Source organism: Pseudomonas sp. AE27, assembly GCF_037113495.1.
GTDB lineage: Bacteria > Pseudomonadota > Gammaproteobacteria > Pseudomonadales > Pseudomonadaceae > Aquipseudomonas > Aquipseudomonas palmensis.
The window spans coordinates 5,010,050-5,023,957 of sequence record NZ_CP146966.1; the positions used below are offsets into that span (position 1 = coordinate 5,010,050).

A 13,908-nucleotide genomic window follows, 5' to 3' on the forward strand; every position below is an offset into this window, starting at 1 on the left:
AGGAAAGACACTATGAGCAATATCCCCGCCGACCTGCGTTTTGCCGAGAGCCACGAGTGGGCCAGGCTGGAAGCCGACGGTACCGTCACCGTGGGCATCAGCGACCACGCCCAGGAAGCCCTGGGCGACGTGGTATTCGTCGAACTGGCCGAGGTCGGCAAGGTGTTCGCGGCCAAGGACGCCGCCGGGGTGGTGGAGTCGGTGAAAGCCGCTTCGGATATCTACGCGCCGGTCAGCGGCGAAGTGATCGCGGTCAACGAAGACCTCAGCGACAGCCCTGAGAACCTGAACAACGATCCTTACGCCAGCTGGATCTTCAAGCTCAAGCCGTCCAACCCGGCAGAGCTGGAGCAGTTGCTGGACGCTGCCGGCTACAAGGCCGCCATCGGCGAGTAGTTTTTCCCGCACGAACGGCAATCCCTTCCTAGACTCAATAAGCCTCGACCCCTCGAGGCTTGGTCTTGGAAGAGAGAGCCGCTATGTCCCAGTCGCCGTCCCTGAGCCAACTGCACGATCCCAACCCGTTCCTGCGTCGTCATCTTGGCCCGGATGCGGCCGAGCAGCAGGCGATGTTGCAGGCCCTGGGCCTGAGCAGTCGCAGTGAACTGATCGAGCAGACCGTCCCGCCGGGCATTCGCCTGAACCGCCCGCTGGAACTGCCCCCGGCGCTTGATGAACAGGCCGCCCTGGCAAAACTGCGCGGTTACGCCGAGCAGAACCAGGTGTGGACCAGCCTGATCGGCATGGGGTACCACGCTACCCTGACGCCCACGGTGATCCTGCGCAACGTGCTGGAGAACCCCGGCTGGTACACCGCCTATACGCCGTATCAGCCGGAGATCGCCCAGGGTCGCCTGGAGGCGCTGCTCAATTACCAGCAGATGGTCATCGACCTGACCGGGCTGGACCTGGCCAATGCCTCGCTGCTCGACGAAGCGACGGCCGCTGCCGAAGCCATGGCTCTGGCACGGCGCATGGCCAAGTCGCGCAGCAATGCGTTCTTCGTCGATGAACATTGCCACCCGCAGACCCTGTCCGTATTGCAGACCCGCGCCGAGGGCTTCGGCTTCGAGCTGATCGTCGATGGGCTGGACAACCTGGACAAGCACCGGGTGTTCGGCGCGCTGCTGCAATACCCCAACACCCACGGCGGGGTGCACGACCTGCGCCCGGCCATCGAGCAGCTGCATGCCCAGCAGGCGCTGGCCTGCGTCGTCGCCGACCTGCTGAGCCTGGTGCTTTTGACCCCGCCGGGCGAGCAGGGCGCCGACGTGGTGCTCGGCTCGACCCAGCGCTTTGGCGTGCCCATGGGCTACGGCGGCCCGCACGCGGCCTACTTTGCCTGCCGCGACGACTTCAAGCGCGCCATGCCAGGGCGCATCATCGGCGTTTCCAAGGACGCGCGCGGCAACCTGGCGCTGCGCATGGCCCTGCAGACCCGCGAACAGCACATCCGCCGCGAGAAGGCCAACTCCAACATCTGCACCGCGCAGGTGCTGCTGGCCAACATCGCCGGGTTCTATGCCGTGTACCACGGGCCCGAAGGGCTCAGGCGCATCGCCCAGCGGGTGCACCGGCTCACGGTGATCCTGGCTGCCGGCCTGCAAGCCAAGGGGCTCAAGCGCTTGAACGAGCACTTCTTCGACACCCTGACCCTGGACGTCGGCGGCAGCCAGACCGCGATCATCCAGAGCGCCGAGGCCGCGCAGATCAACCTGCGCATCCTGGGCCGCGGGCACCTGGGCGTAAGCCTGGATGAAACCTGTGACGAGGCCACGGTGCTGCGCCTGTTCGGCATCTTCCTGGGCGCCGACCATGGGCTGAGCGTGGCCGAGCTGGATGCCCAGGCGCAGTACAGCGGCATCCCCGACGCCTTGCAGCGCCAGTCGGCGTTTCTGACGCACCCGGTGTTCAACCTGCACCACAGCGAAACCGAGATGCTGCGTTACCTCAAGCAGCTGGAGAACAAGGACCTGGCCCTCAACCAGTCGATGATCCCGCTGGGCTCGTGCACCATGAAGCTCAACGCCAGCAGCGAGATGATCCCCATCACCTGGCCGGCCTTCGCCAACCTGCACCCGTTCGCGCCGCTCACCCAGGCCCAGGGCTATACCGCGATGATCGACGAGCTGGAGCGCTGGCTGTGCGCGATCACCGGTTTCGATGCCATCTGCATGCAACCCAACTCCGGTGCCCAGGGTGAATACGCGGGGCTGCTGGCGATCAGCAAGTACCACCGCAGCCGCCAGCAGGGCCAGCGCGATATCTGCCTGATCCCGGCCTCGGCGCACGGCACCAACCCGGCGTCTGCGCAGATGGCCGGCATGCAGGTGGTGATCGTGGAATGCGATGTGGCGGGCAACGTCGACCTGGCCGACCTCAAGGCCAAGGCCGAGGCGGCAGGTGAGCGCCTGGCCTGCCTGATGGCCACCTACCCGTCGACCCACGGCGTGTACGAGGAAGGCATCAGTGAGATCTGCGAAGTTATCCACAGCCACGGTGGCCAGGTGTACATGGATGGCGCCAACCTCAATGCCCAGGTCGGGTTGGCGCGGCCGGCGGACATCGGTGCCGATGTATCGCACATGAACCTGCACAAGACCTTCTGCATTCCCCATGGCGGTGGCGGGCCGGGCATGGGCCCGATCGGCGTGCGTGCACACCTGGCACCGTTCGTGGCCAGCCATCCGGTGGTGCCGGTGCCCGGGCCCGACCCGCAGAACACCGCGGTCAGTGCGGCGCCCTGGGGCAGTGCGAGCATCCTGCCGATCAGCTGGATGTACATCGCCATGATGGGGCCGCAACTGGCCGATGCCAGCGAGGTGGCGATCCTGTCGGCCAACTATCTGGCCCAGCAGTTGGGCGGGGCGTTCCCGGTGCTGTACCGCGGGCGCAATGGGCGGGTGGCGCATGAGTGCATCCTCGACCTGCGGCCCTTGAAGGCGCTGACCGCCATCACCGAAGAGGATGTGGCCAAGCGCCTGATGGACTACGGGTTCCATGCGCCGACCATGTCGTTCCCGGTGCCGGGCACCTTGATGGTGGAGCCGACCGAGAGCGAGTCCAAGGCCGAGCTGGACCGCTTCGTGGAGGCGATGCTGAAGATTCGGGCCGAGATTGCAGAGGTGCAGAACGGCAACTGGCCAGCCGAGGACAACCCGCTCAAGCGGGCGCCGCATACCTTGGCGGATGTGCTGGGGGTGTGGGAACGACCTTACTCGATCGAGCAGGGTGTTGCGCCGAGCCACCATGCGCGGCTGCACAAGTACTGGCCGGCGGTGAACCGGGTGGACAACGTGTACGGGGACCGCAACCTGTTCTGTGCGTGTGTGCCGGTGGAGGATTATCGCTGAGGTCCAGGGCCTCGTGGGCCGACAAGGCTGGCTCCTGTAGGAGCCGGCATTGCCGGCGAGGCGATTACTCGGTCACGGCATTCTGCGCCAGGATCGCATTGGCCAGCTCCATGTCGCTGACCTGCAGCCCTGGCTGCTCGGCACGCACACGCTGCATGGCAGCCTCAAGATACGGCCCGCTGATCTGGCCGTTGCTGGCCACATAGCTGCTGGCATCTTCCTGCGCCGCCACCACCAGCTTGTGGTCCTTGAAGGTCAGGTAGGTGGAGCCGGTGGTGGCACCGGACGAAATCACATCACGCCAGAAGCCATCAGCCATCGCCGAGCCAACCGGCAGCGACAACAAGGCAAGGGTGGCAACCGCAAGTTTGACGCGCATGGGGCTTACTCCAGTGTGGGGGCTATTATGGTGCGTTGGATCGTGATTTCCCCAGGCAAGTTCCCCAGGGCCTACGGTGCGGGGCCAACCTGCAGTATCGCGCCGTCCTGCGACAGCACTTGCACCGGGGTGCCCACCGGCAGGTCCGGCCCGCGGACCATCCACACCCCGTCGCCGACCTTGATCTTGCCGCGACCGCCCACGATGGCCTCCTGCACCACGAAGGTCCGGCCGATCAGTTCCTGGCCGCGCATGTTCAGCCCCGGCGCATCGCTGGGGCTGGCATTGCTGCGCTGACGGTGCCACCAGAACACTGCGGTGAATACCGACAGCAGGCCGAACAGCAGGAACTGCAAGGTCCACGGCAGCTGCGGGACGACGAAGGTGATCACGCCCACGCCCGCCGCCGCCACCCCGATCCACAGCAGGTAGCCGCCGGCGCCGAACACCTCCAGGATCAGCAGCAGCGTACCGAGCGCCAGCCAGTCCCAGAACGACAGGTGTTGCAGGTAGTCCCACATGCTCAGCCCTTCTTGCCGTCGAAGGTGGCCCGCACGATTTCGCCGATGCCGCCGACGGCGCCGATCACCTGGCTGGCCTCCAGCGGCATCAGCACCACCTTGCTGTTGTTGGCCGAGGCCAGCTTGCCCAGCGCGTCGACGTATTTCTGCGCCACGAAGTAGTTGATGGCCTGCACGTTGCCGTTGGCGATGGCCTCGGACACCACCTGGGTGGCGCGGGCTTCGGCTTCGGCCTGGCGCTCGCGGGCCTCCGACTCCAGGAATGCCGCCTGACGCTCACCCTCGGCCTCGAGGATCTGCGCCTGTTTCTTGCCTTCGGCGGTGAGGATGGCAGCGGCCCGCAGGCCCTCGGCTTCGAGGATCTGCGCACGCTTGACCCGCTCGGCCTTCATCTGCCCGGACATGGCGGCCATCAGGTCGGCCGGCGGGCTGATGTCCTTGATCTCGATACGGGTGATCTTGATGCCCCACGGTGCGGTGGCTTCATCCACGGTGCGCAGCAGGCGCTCGTTGATGGCGTCGCGCTGGCTGAGCATGGCGTCCAGTTCCATGGAGCCGAGCACGGTACGGATGTTGGTCTGCAGCAGGTTGCGGGTGGCGTGCTCGAGGTTGTTGACCTCGTAGGCGGCCTGCGCCGTGTTGACCACCTGGAAGAAGCACACCGCATCGATCTGCACGGTGGCGTTGTCGGCGGTGATGACTTCCTGCGGCGGGATGTCCAGCACGCTTTCCATCATGTTGATCTTGCGCCCGATGCGGTCCATCACCGGCACGATGATGTTGAGGCCCGGCTTGAGGGTGGTGGTGTAGCGGCCAAAGCGTTCCACGGTCCACTGGAAACCCTGCGGCACCACCTTGAACCCCATGAACACCAGCGCCAGGGCCAGGCCCACGAATAACAGCATTACCATTCCGATTTGCATGACGTTTCCTTGGTCAGCAGGACTGAAAGTGCGCAAGCTTGGCATGTGGTCAGCTGTGCAGGCCAGCGCCGGATCATTTCATTTCATGCAGTAACGCGAATCACTTCTGTCAGTGTAGTCAGCCCTGCGGCGACTTTTTGCGCGCCGCTGGTGCGCAGGCTGCCCAGCCCCTCGGCCCGGGCCTGGCGGCGCAGGTTTGCCAGGTCGACGTCGCCCGACAGCTGCTCGCGCAGGCGTGGGCTCACAGGCAACAGCTCGAACAGGCCGGTGCGGCCCCGGTAGCCGGTGTACCGGCAATCGCGGCAGCCTTCAGCCTGGCAGGTAGCGGTGGGCAGCGGCGCCTGCGGGTCGAGTTCGCGCCAGTGCGCCATGTCGAGCGGCTGCGCCACCTTGCACGCCGGGCACAGCGTGCGCACCAGGCGCTGGGCCAGCACGCCGACCAGCGTGGCACGGATCAGGTACGGCGCGATGCCCAGTTCCAGCAGGCGCCCGACGGCGCCGCAGGCATCGTTGGTGTGCAGGGTCGAGAGCACCAGGTGGCCGGTGAGCGCGGCCTGGATCGCCACCTGCGCGGTGTCGGCATCGCGGATCTCGCCGATCATGATGATGTCCGGGTCCTGGCGCAGCAGCGCACGCACACCGTTGGCAAAGCCCAGGTCGATGCCGGGCTGCACCTGCATCTGGTTGAAGGCCGGCTCGAGCTGTTCGATCGGGTCTTCGAGGGTGCACAGGTTGACCTGTGGCGTGGCCAGTTGCTTGAGGGTGGCGTACAGGGTGCTGGTCTTGCCCGAGCCGGTCGGCCCGGTCACCAGGATGATGCCGTGGGGCTGGCGCAGCATCGCCTGCCAGTGCTGCAGCGCCTCGCCGTCCAGGCCCAGCTGGGTGAAGTCCTGGTGCAGCAGGTGCGGGTCGAAGATACGCAGTACCAGTTTCTCGCCGAACGCGGTGGGCAGGGTGGCCAGGCGCAGCTCGACCTCGGCGCCGGCGGCCGAGCGGGCCTTGATGCGGCCATCCTGCGGGCGGCGCTTTTCCGCGACGTTCATGCGCCCCAGGCTCTTGAGCCGGCTGACCACCGCCAGGGTCACTGCCGGCGGGAACTGGTAGGCCGGGTGCAGCAGGCCGTCGATGCGCAGGCGCAGGTGGCCCTGGTCGCGGCGCGGCTCGATGTGGATATCGCTGGCGCGCTGCTCGAAGGCGTACTGCAACAGCCAGTCGACGATGCCGACGATGTGCGTCTCGTTGGCATCGACGTCGCCTGCGCTGTTGCCCAGGTCGAGCAGTGCCTCGAGGCTGGCGCCTTCGGGCCCGGGCACGGCCTGCTGGCTGGCACCACTGACCGAGTGGGCCAGGCGAAACACCGCCTGGCTCAGCTCACGGATCTGCACCGGGCTGGCCAGCACCCGCTGCACCCTGCGTTGCAGCACCTGCCCAAGGTCGCGCTCCCAGCTGCGTACGTAGGGCTGGGCGCTGGCGACGGTCACCGTGTGGGCATCCACCGCGATGGCCAGAATCTGGTGACGCCGCGCGAATGCGGCCGACATCAGCCCGCCGAGGCTGGCTGCCTGCAGTGCCAGGGGGTCGATGCGCACATGGCGCTGGCCGGCCTGGCGGCCCAGCCATTCGCCCAGGGCATCGAGGTCCAGGGTATGGCCGGGGCGTTGCAGGTCGTTCAGGCCGCGTCGGGCGATGCGCTCCAGCGGATGTGTGGGTTCATTGGCAGCCTGCGGCCAGGGGCGCGCACAGGCGGGGCTGATGCGTTGCTGGGCGAGCAGTTCGGCGAGCAGGGTGTCGAGGTCGAGCCAGCGATCGGGCGGCGTGGCAGGCATGGGGCTTCCTTGCGAAGGTCGGGCGGCCAGCCAAGGCTAGCTGCCAGCGGACCATAGGGCCTGTCGCAAGGGTTGCCGGATTTTTCTGTTCAGCGTGCCTGCTGCAACGGCATGCGCGAGGCCGCCAGGGGTTCGACGCTGACCTGGGCGACACAGATCAGGTTACGCATTTTCTGTGCAATCAGTTCGGCGCGGTGCCAGCTCAGGCCGGCTACGCCGATCTCCAGGTTCAACAGGTCGTCCTGCTGCTGCATCTGTACCTGGTGCGGGGTGAGGAACTGCAGGGCAAACAGGTTGAGCACGCGGCACAGGCTGTCCGGCTCGGCTTCCACCTGCAGGCTGTAGCGCACGCTGCTGTGCGCAGCATTGGCGGCCCAGACATCGCTGCGCAGCGGGGTGACGGGGCTGTCCAGCCGTTCGTGGGCGCTCATGGGAAATCTCCGGTTTCGATGGAGGAATTTTTACATCTTCAGCCGGGTATTTTTTCTCTATGATCGAGCGATCTGCGTAATCTGCGCATTGATCGATTCATTAATGGCGCCTTGAGGGGATAAAACATGCAAAGCCAACTGGACGCCTACGATCGACGTATCCTGGCTCTGCTGCAGGAGGATGCGTCGCTGTCCAGCGCACAGATTGCCGAACGGGTCGGCCTGTCGCAGTCGCCGTGCTGGCGGCGGATCCAGCGGCTCAAGGAGGAGGGGGTGATTCGCGGGCAGGTGACCCTGCTCGATCGCAAGAAGATCGGCCTGAACACGCAGATTTTCGCCGAGGTCAAACTCAACGCCCACGGGCGGACCAACTTCGCCGAATTCACCGAGGCGATCCGCGAGTTTCCCGAGGTGCTGGAATGCTATGTGCTGATGGGCGCAGTGGACTTCCTGCTGCGCATCGTCACCCCGGACATCGAAGCCTACGAACGGTTCTTCTTCGAAAAGCTGTCGATGGTGCCGGGGATCCAGGAGGTCAACTCGATCGTGGCCTTGTCCGAAATCAAGTCCACGACCAGCTTGCCGGTGTAGCCGTCACTTGCGCAGCAGGTGCTTCCAGCCGCGGCTCTGGAACACCGCCATGGCCTGATGCACACGGGCTTCGAGCACGTCGTCGCTGATTGGCAGGCTGGCCAGTTCGTGCAGCTTGTTCAGCTCGCCGAACAGGCGGTCCAGGTCGGGGCTTTCCAGCACCTGGCGGGCATGGTGCAGCCAGGCCAGCAGGCGCTCGATGCGCGGCAGCTGTTCGGCCAGGTCTTCAGGCTGGCGGTGGTACAGCGGCAGTTGCAGCGCGTTGGCTTCGTCCGACAGCAGCACCTTGAGCCAGTTGCCCAGTTGCGCAGCGCCCTGGCGGTCGCCACGCTTGTTGCGCTCGACGGTCCAGCCACGGGCCAGTAGCCAGCGCGAGGTGTCCAGCGAGAACTGGCCCCAGCGGGTGTCGAGCAGTTCTTCGACGAACTGCTCGGGCGCCGCGCGGCGCACGTCTTCGTCGTCGTTGCCGGCCAGCACCAGCGGGCGCCAGTCCTCGAGCAGGGCGTCGAGGCTGGCACGCAGGGCGCTGGTGGTCGGGCGTGGCGCGGCCTGGCCCAGGCTGCCGAGCAGGGCGCGCAGTTCGGCCAGGCTCTGGACCCAGTCCTGCAGCAGGCGCCAGTGTCCGTTGAACAGGTACTGCTCGGCCAGGCGCTGGCTGCTGCCCAGCAGGTGCCAGGCCAGTGCCGCGAAGGCATCGTCCAGCGGCATCTCGGCGTTCAGTTCAGCAGGCGGCAGGCTCACGGCGAAGCTCGAGGGGTCGAGCAGGCGGTAGCCGCGTTCGGCCTTGCTGATGTCGCACGGCATCAGCGGCAGGCTGGCGGCCAGCTCGGCGGCCAGCTCCAGCAGTGCGGCCGGATCGCCTTCACGCAGTTCCAGCTCCAGCTCGCAGATGGCTTCCTTCTGCTTGCCGGCCACTACATGGCCCAGGTCCAGCGCAGCCTCGATGACCACCTTGGCCTTGCCACGGCCCCAGGCGATTTCGGCGTACTCGCGGGTGAAGTCGGTGCTGAACAGCGGCTTGATGGTTTTCTTGTCCAGGTCGGCCAGTTCGGCCGGCCATACCTGCTCGTCGAGCTTCTTGAGGTCGAGCTTGGCCTTGGGCAGTTGCCATTCGTGCTCGTTGCGTATCGACAGCCCGGCGGTGCTGTGGCCACGGGCCTTGAGGGTCTGGATCACCACGTCGCCGTCACGGCGCAGGCGCAGGGCCACCTTGGCCGCGGCCAGGTCGCGTTCTGGGGTATCGAAATATTGATTGAGCAGCTCGCGCTGCTGCCAGCCGGACTTGTTGCGCTTCTTCAGCAACGGGTGTTCGCGCAGGGCAGCGAGGGTCTCGCGGCTGACCCGCAGTTTGAGTTCGGTTTCTTTGTTCATTGCTGGCAGGCTCGATGACTGGGTGCGTCTTGGCCGTGCAGTGTACAGGAGTCGGCCGCTGACGGTTTATTCCAGGTGCCCGATAGCCCTATGATGGGCCTCGTACCGAGGAGAATGCGCATGCCTTTGCCGCCGCTCAAAGACCAGTTCGCCGCCCTGATCGCCACGCCGTCGGTCAGTTGCACCCAGCCGAGCCTGGACCAGTCCAACCGCGCGGTGATCGACCTGCTGGCCACCTGGCTGGGTGACCTGGGTTTTGCCTGCGAGCTGCAGGAGGTGACGCCGGGCAAGTTCAACCTGCTGGCCAGCTACGGCAGCGGCCCCGGTGGCCTGGTGCTGGCCGGGCACAGCGACACGGTGCCCTATGACCCGCAGCTGTGGCAGACCGATCCGCTCAAGCTGACCGAGGTTGACGGGCGCTGGGTGGGCCTTGGCAGTTGCGACATGAAGGGCTTCTTCGCCCTGGTGATCGAGGCGGTACGCCCGCTGCTCGAGCAGCCGTTCAGGCAGCCGCTACTGATTCTGGCCACCTGCGACGAGGAAAGTTCGATGTCCGGCGCCCGCGCCCTGGCCGACGCCGGCCGCCCGCTGGGCCGTGCTGCGGTGATCGGCGAGCCGACCGGGCTGCGCCCGATCCGCCTGCACAAGGGGGTGATGATGGAGCGCATCGATATCCTCGGGCGCAGCGGTCATTCGTCCGACCCGAGCCTGGGCCACAGCGCCTCGGAGGCGATGCATGCGGTGATGGGCGAGCTGATGGGCCTGCGCCGGCAATGGCAGCAGCAGTACAGCAACGCCCAGTTCAGCGTGCCGCAGCCGACCATGAACTTCGGCTGCATCCACGGTGGCGACAACCCCAACCGTATCTGCGGGCAGTGCGCCCTGGAATTCGACCTGCGCCCACTGCCGGGGATGGACCCGGAAGTGCTGCGTGCGGCGATCCGCAGCAAGCTGGCGCCGCTGGCCGAACAGCACCAGGTGAAGATCGACTACGCGCCGCTGTTTCCCGAGGTGCCGCCGTTCGAGCAGGCCGCCGACGCCGAACTGGTGCGCGTGGCCGAGCGTCTTACCGGGCATACGGCCGAGGCGGTGGCCTTTGGTACCGAGGCGCCTTATCTTCAACGTCTGGGCTGCGAAACCCTGGTGCTGGGCCCCGGCGACATCAGCTGTGCCCACCAGCCGGGCGAGTACCTCGAAATGTCACGCCTGGAGCCTACCGTGCGTCTATTGCGTGAGTTGATCGGGCATTATTGCCTCAACCCGGTAATTGCCCGCTGATTTCAACCGTTTTTACCCAAGGAGAATGCGCGTGACGCCAGACCTGTTGCGACGATAACCCTTCGAGCGCTGTGTGCTTTTCCGTTCTTGTCCTTTTTCCACAGGTTTCTACAGGCTCTGGTTATGCCCGAATACGTCAATTGGCTGCGTCATGCTTCGCCTTACATCAATGCCCACCGCGACTGCACCTTCGTGGTCATGCTGCCCGGTGACGGGGTCGAGCACCCCAACTTCGGCAATATCGTCCACGACCTGGTGCTGCTGCACAGCCTGGGCGTGCGCCTGGTGCTGGTGCACGGTTCGCGCCCGCAGATCGAAAGCCGCCTGGCCGCCCGCGGCCTGAGCGCGCACTACCATCACGGCCTGCGCATCACCGATGCGGCCACCCTGGAATGCGTGATCGACGCGGTCGGCCACCTGCGCATCGCCATCGAGGCGCGCCTGTCGATGGACATGGCCGCGTCGCCGATGCAGGGTTCGCGCCTGCGCGTGGCCGCCGGCAACCTGGTCACGGCGCGCCCCATCGGCGTGCTCGAAGGCGTCGATTATCACCACACCGGCGAGGTGCGCCGGGTCGATCGCAAGGGCATCAATCGCCTGCTCGACGAGCGCTCCATCGTGCTGCTGTCGCCGCTGGGCTATTCGCCCACCGGCGAGATCTTCAACCTGGCCTGCGAAGACGTCGCCACCCGTGCGGCCATCGAGCTGGGGGCCGACAAGCTGCTGCTGTTCGGCGCCGAGCGCGGGCTGATGGATGAGAGCGGCAGGCTGGTGCGTGAGCTGCGCCCGCAGCAGGTGCCGGCGCATCTGCAGCGCCTGGGCTCGGACTATCAGGGCGAGTTGCTGGACGCGGCCGCCGAAGCCTGCCGTGGCGGTGTGGCGCGCAGCCACATCGTCAGCTATGCCGAGGACGGTGCGCTGCTCACCGAGCTGTTCACCCGTGACGGTGGCGGCACGCTGGTGGCCCAGGAACAGTTCGAGAAGGTGCGCGAGGCGGCCATCGAGGATGTCGGCGGCCTGCTGGACCTGATCAGCCCGCTGGAAGAGCAGGGCATCCTGGTGCGCCGTTCGCGCGAGGTGCTGGAGCGCGAGATCGAGCAGTTCAGTGTGGTGGAGCGCGAGGGGATGATCATTGCCTGCGCGGCGCTGTACCCGATCGCCGATTCGGAGGCGGGCGAGTTGGCGTGCCTGGCGGTGAACCCGGAATACCGGCATGGCGGGCGTGGCGACGAGTTGCTGGAGCGCATCGAGACGCGTGCGCGGGAGATGGGCTTGAAGACCTTGTTCGTGCTGACGACGCGCACGGCGCACTGGTTCCGCGAACGCGGCTTCGTGCCCAGCGAGGTGGAGCGGCTGCCTGCGGCGCGGGCTTCGCTGTACAACTACCAGCGCAATTCGAAGATCTTCGAGAAGGCGCTTTAAGGGCTTCGCCGGCGAGGCCGGCTCCTACACGGTCACATCGACCCTGTAGGAGCCGGCCTTGCCGGCGAATGGACCTTACACGGTGTGCAGGTACCAGTTGTACTCAAGGTCGGAGATGGAGTGTTCGAACTCCTCCAGCTCGCTTTCCTTGCAGGCCACGAAGATATCGATGTACTTCGGATCGATGTACTTGGCCATGATCTCGCTGTCGTCCAGCTCGCGCAGTGCATCACGCAGGTTGTTCGGCAGGCTCTGCTCGTTCTGCTCGTAGGAGTTGCCCACCATCGCCGGGCCCGGTTCGACCTTGTTGGTCAGACCGTGGTGCACGCCCGCCAGTACGGCTGCCATCAGCAGGTACGGGTTGGCGTCGGCACCGGCCACACGGTGCTCCAGGCGCACGGCGTCCGGCGTGCCGGTCGGTACGCGCAAGGCCACGGTACGGTTGTCCAGGCCCCAGGTCGGGGAGTTGGGCACGTAGAACTGGGCACCAAAACGGCGGTACGAGTTGACGTTCGGGCACAGGAACGCCATCGACGCCGGCAGGGTCTCGAGCACACCGCCGATCGCGTGACGCAATGCGGCGTTCTGCTCGGGATCCTCGCTGGTAAAGATGTTCTTGCCATCCTTGTCCAGCACCGAGATATGCACGTGCAGACCATTGCCCGCCTGGCCAGGGTACGGCTTGGCCATGAAGGTGGTGTCCATCTCATGGTCGTAGGCGATGTTCTTGATCAGACGCTTGAGCAGTACCGCGTAGTCGCAGGCCTTGATCGGGTCGGCCACGTGGTGCAGGTTCACTTCGAACTGCGCCGGGGCACTTTCCTTGACGATGGCATCAGCCGGGATGCCTTGTTCCTTGGCACCTTCCAGAATGTCCTGCAGGCAGTCGACGTACTCGTCGAGGTCGTCGATCAGGTACACCTGGGTGGAGATCGGACGCTTGCCCGAGATCGGCGAGCGCGGCGGCTGCGGACGGCCGTTCACGTTCTCCTGGTCGATCAGGTAGAACTCCAGCTCGAACGCGGCGCAGATGGTCAGGCCCAGGTCGTCGAACTTGCTCACCACCTGGCGCAGCACTTCACGCGGGTCGGCGAAGAACGGCTCGCCCTCGAGTTCGTGCATGGTCATCAGCAGCTGCGCGGTAGGGCGCTTCTGCCAGGGCTCGTTGGAGAGGGTGCCGGGGATGGGATAGCAGATACGGTCGGCATCGCCGATGTCCAGGCCCAGGCCGGTGCTTTCGACGGTGGAACCGTTGATGTCCAGGGCGAAGAGGGAGGCCGGCAGGTTGATGCCTTTCTCGTAAACCTTGTGCAGGCTCGTGCGTTCGATGCGCTTGCCACGCACCACACCATTCATATCTGCAATCAGAAGGTCAACGTAGAGAACCTCAGGATGTTCCTTAAGGAACGCGTTCGCTTCGTTAAGCTGAACGGCACGCGGGGGTACCGACATGATGCAACACCTTTGTTGTTAAAAATATCAATCAATGGGGGCTTGCAGGTTCAGTCAACGCGAAAGCCCTGCTGAAGTCAAGCCAGCCCCATCATGCCCTAAAACGGCGCTGAAGCGGCATTTTTGCTGCAAATGAGGGCGTCGACAAGGCCTGCTTTGGTAGCGAGACAGCGACTTTGAGCGGGCCGTATTCTATTTTTTACAGGGGTGTTGTGTAAAAAAATGAACAAGGCTAAGCTCGGTTGCAACCCATAACAGCAATAATACCGGGGGTTACATGTCTCGCCAGCCGACAATCGGCGTCACCGGCCGCACCGCGCGGATCGGTCTGCACGCCCGCCGCACCCACGGCAGATACCGC

The 13,908-nt window shown here is 65.6% G+C and carries 12 protein-coding genes; 5 read left to right on the plus strand and 7 right to left on the minus strand.

Translation table 11 applies throughout. The features are described 5' to 3' along the window. Nucleotides 1-12 precede the first annotated feature (12 nt). Both gcvH and gcvP read left to right on the plus strand, forming a co-directional pair. Nucleotides 13-396, plus strand: a complete 384-nt coding sequence (gene gcvH, locus V9K84_RS23010) for a glycine cleavage system protein GcvH (protein WP_043863412.1) — start codon at nucleotides 13-15, stop codon at nucleotides 394-396. Nucleotides 397-479: 83 nt separating this feature from the next. Next, entirely contained in the window at nucleotides 480-3,353 is a 2,874-nt protein-coding gene (gene gcvP / locus V9K84_RS23015) for an aminomethyl-transferring glycine dehydrogenase (RefSeq protein WP_088514623.1), read from the plus strand. A gap of 64 nt (nucleotides 3,354-3,417) precedes the next feature. Here the strand turns inward: gcvP and V9K84_RS23020 are convergent, their stop codons facing one another. The 5 genes from V9K84_RS23020 to V9K84_RS23040 form a co-directional block, all read right to left on the minus strand. Beyond that, nucleotides 3,418-3,732, minus strand: a complete 315-nt coding sequence (locus V9K84_RS23020; RefSeq protein ID WP_043863414.1) for a DUF2388 domain-containing protein — start codon at nucleotides 3,730-3,732, stop codon at nucleotides 3,418-3,420. Nucleotides 3,733-3,803: 71 nt separating this feature from the next. Beyond that, nucleotides 3,804-4,253, minus strand: a complete 450-nt coding sequence (locus V9K84_RS23025) for an NfeD family protein (protein WP_054915507.1) — start codon at nucleotides 4,251-4,253, stop codon at nucleotides 3,804-3,806. Nucleotides 4,254-4,255: 2 nt separating this feature from the next. Further along, the gene (locus V9K84_RS23030; RefSeq protein ID WP_043863416.1) at nucleotides 4,256-5,176 is read right to left on the minus strand and encodes an SPFH domain-containing protein; all 921 of its coding nucleotides are present in this window, start codon (nucleotides 5,174-5,176) and stop codon (nucleotides 4,256-4,258) included. Between the two features lie 83 nt (nucleotides 5,177-5,259). Next, nucleotides 5,260-7,002 (minus strand): GspE/PulE family protein, encoded by a 1,743-nt coding sequence (locus tag V9K84_RS23035; protein ID WP_054915508.1) that lies wholly within the window; start codon nucleotides 7,000-7,002, stop codon nucleotides 5,260-5,262. Nucleotides 7,003-7,091: 89 nt separating this feature from the next. Further along, on the minus strand, nucleotides 7,092-7,433 hold the full coding sequence (locus V9K84_RS23040; protein ID WP_043863418.1) for a hypothetical protein: 342 nt from the start codon (nucleotides 7,431-7,433) through the stop codon (nucleotides 7,092-7,094). Between the two features lie 126 nt (nucleotides 7,434-7,559). Between V9K84_RS23040 and V9K84_RS23045 the strand changes: the two genes are divergently transcribed. Further along, on the plus strand, nucleotides 7,560-8,024 hold the full coding sequence (locus tag V9K84_RS23045; protein WP_043863419.1) for an Lrp/AsnC family transcriptional regulator: 465 nt from the start codon (nucleotides 7,560-7,562) through the stop codon (nucleotides 8,022-8,024). A 3-nt stretch (nucleotides 8,025-8,027) separates the two neighbouring features. On the opposite strand, the gene V9K84_RS23050 is transcribed toward V9K84_RS23045, so the two are convergent. Next, on the minus strand, nucleotides 8,028-9,395 hold the full coding sequence (locus V9K84_RS23050; protein WP_088514624.1) for a CYTH domain-containing protein: 1,368 nt from the start codon (nucleotides 9,393-9,395) through the stop codon (nucleotides 8,028-8,030). 120 nt (nucleotides 9,396-9,515) lie between these two features. On the opposite strand from V9K84_RS23050, the gene argE reads away from it, so the two are divergent. Together argE and argA are read left to right on the plus strand one after the other, a co-directional pair. Further along, nucleotides 9,516-10,673, plus strand: coding sequence for an acetylornithine deacetylase (argE, locus tag V9K84_RS23055; protein ID WP_043863421.1), 1,158 nt, complete (start codon nucleotides 9,516-9,518; stop codon nucleotides 10,671-10,673). Nucleotides 10,674-10,796: 123 nt separating this feature from the next. Further along, nucleotides 10,797-12,095, plus strand: coding sequence for an amino-acid N-acetyltransferase (gene argA, locus V9K84_RS23060; RefSeq protein WP_043863422.1), 1,299 nt, complete (start codon nucleotides 10,797-10,799; stop codon nucleotides 12,093-12,095). 75 nt (nucleotides 12,096-12,170) lie between these two features. On the opposite strand, the gene V9K84_RS23065 is transcribed toward argA, so the two are convergent. Continuing rightward, nucleotides 12,171-13,547: a glutamine synthetase family protein gene (locus tag V9K84_RS23065; protein ID WP_043863423.1), complete on the minus strand. Its 1,377-nt coding sequence runs from the start codon at nucleotides 13,545-13,547 to the stop codon at nucleotides 12,171-12,173. Nucleotides 13,548-13,908: the final 361 nt, after the last annotated feature.

What these genes read in the sequence shown, in the direction of transcription:
- gcvH (WP_043863412.1), top strand. Translation starts at nt 13, where the DNA reads ATGAGCAATATCCCCGCCGACCTGCGTTTTGCCGAGAGCCACGAGTGG.
- gcvP (WP_088514623.1), top strand. Translation starts at nt 480, where the DNA reads ATGTCCCAGTCGCCGTCCCTGAGCCAACTGCACGATCCCAACCCGTTC.
- V9K84_RS23020 (WP_043863414.1), bottom strand. Translation starts at nt 3,732, where the DNA reads ATGCGCGTCAAACTTGCGGTTGCCACCCTTGCCTTGTTGTCGCTGCCG.
- V9K84_RS23025 (WP_054915507.1), bottom strand. Translation starts at nt 4,253, where the DNA reads ATGTGGGACTACCTGCAACACCTGTCGTTCTGGGACTGGCTGGCGCTC.
- V9K84_RS23030 (WP_043863416.1), bottom strand. Translation starts at nt 5,176, where the DNA reads ATGCAAATCGGAATGGTAATGCTGTTATTCGTGGGCCTGGCCCTGGCG.
- V9K84_RS23035 (WP_054915508.1), bottom strand. Translation starts at nt 7,002, where the DNA reads ATGCCTGCCACGCCGCCCGATCGCTGGCTCGACCTCGACACCCTGCTC.
- V9K84_RS23040 (WP_043863418.1), bottom strand. Translation starts at nt 7,433, where the DNA reads ATGAGCGCCCACGAACGGCTGGACAGCCCCGTCACCCCGCTGCGCAGC.
- V9K84_RS23045 (WP_043863419.1), top strand. Translation starts at nt 7,560, where the DNA reads ATGCAAAGCCAACTGGACGCCTACGATCGACGTATCCTGGCTCTGCTG.
- V9K84_RS23050 (WP_088514624.1), bottom strand. Translation starts at nt 9,395, where the DNA reads ATGAACAAAGAAACCGAACTCAAACTGCGGGTCAGCCGCGAGACCCTC.
- argE (WP_043863421.1), top strand. Translation starts at nt 9,516, where the DNA reads ATGCCTTTGCCGCCGCTCAAAGACCAGTTCGCCGCCCTGATCGCCACG.
- argA (WP_043863422.1), top strand. Translation starts at nt 10,797, where the DNA reads ATGCCCGAATACGTCAATTGGCTGCGTCATGCTTCGCCTTACATCAAT.
- V9K84_RS23065 (WP_043863423.1), bottom strand. Translation starts at nt 13,547, where the DNA reads ATGTCGGTACCCCCGCGTGCCGTTCAGCTTAACGAAGCGAACGCGTTC.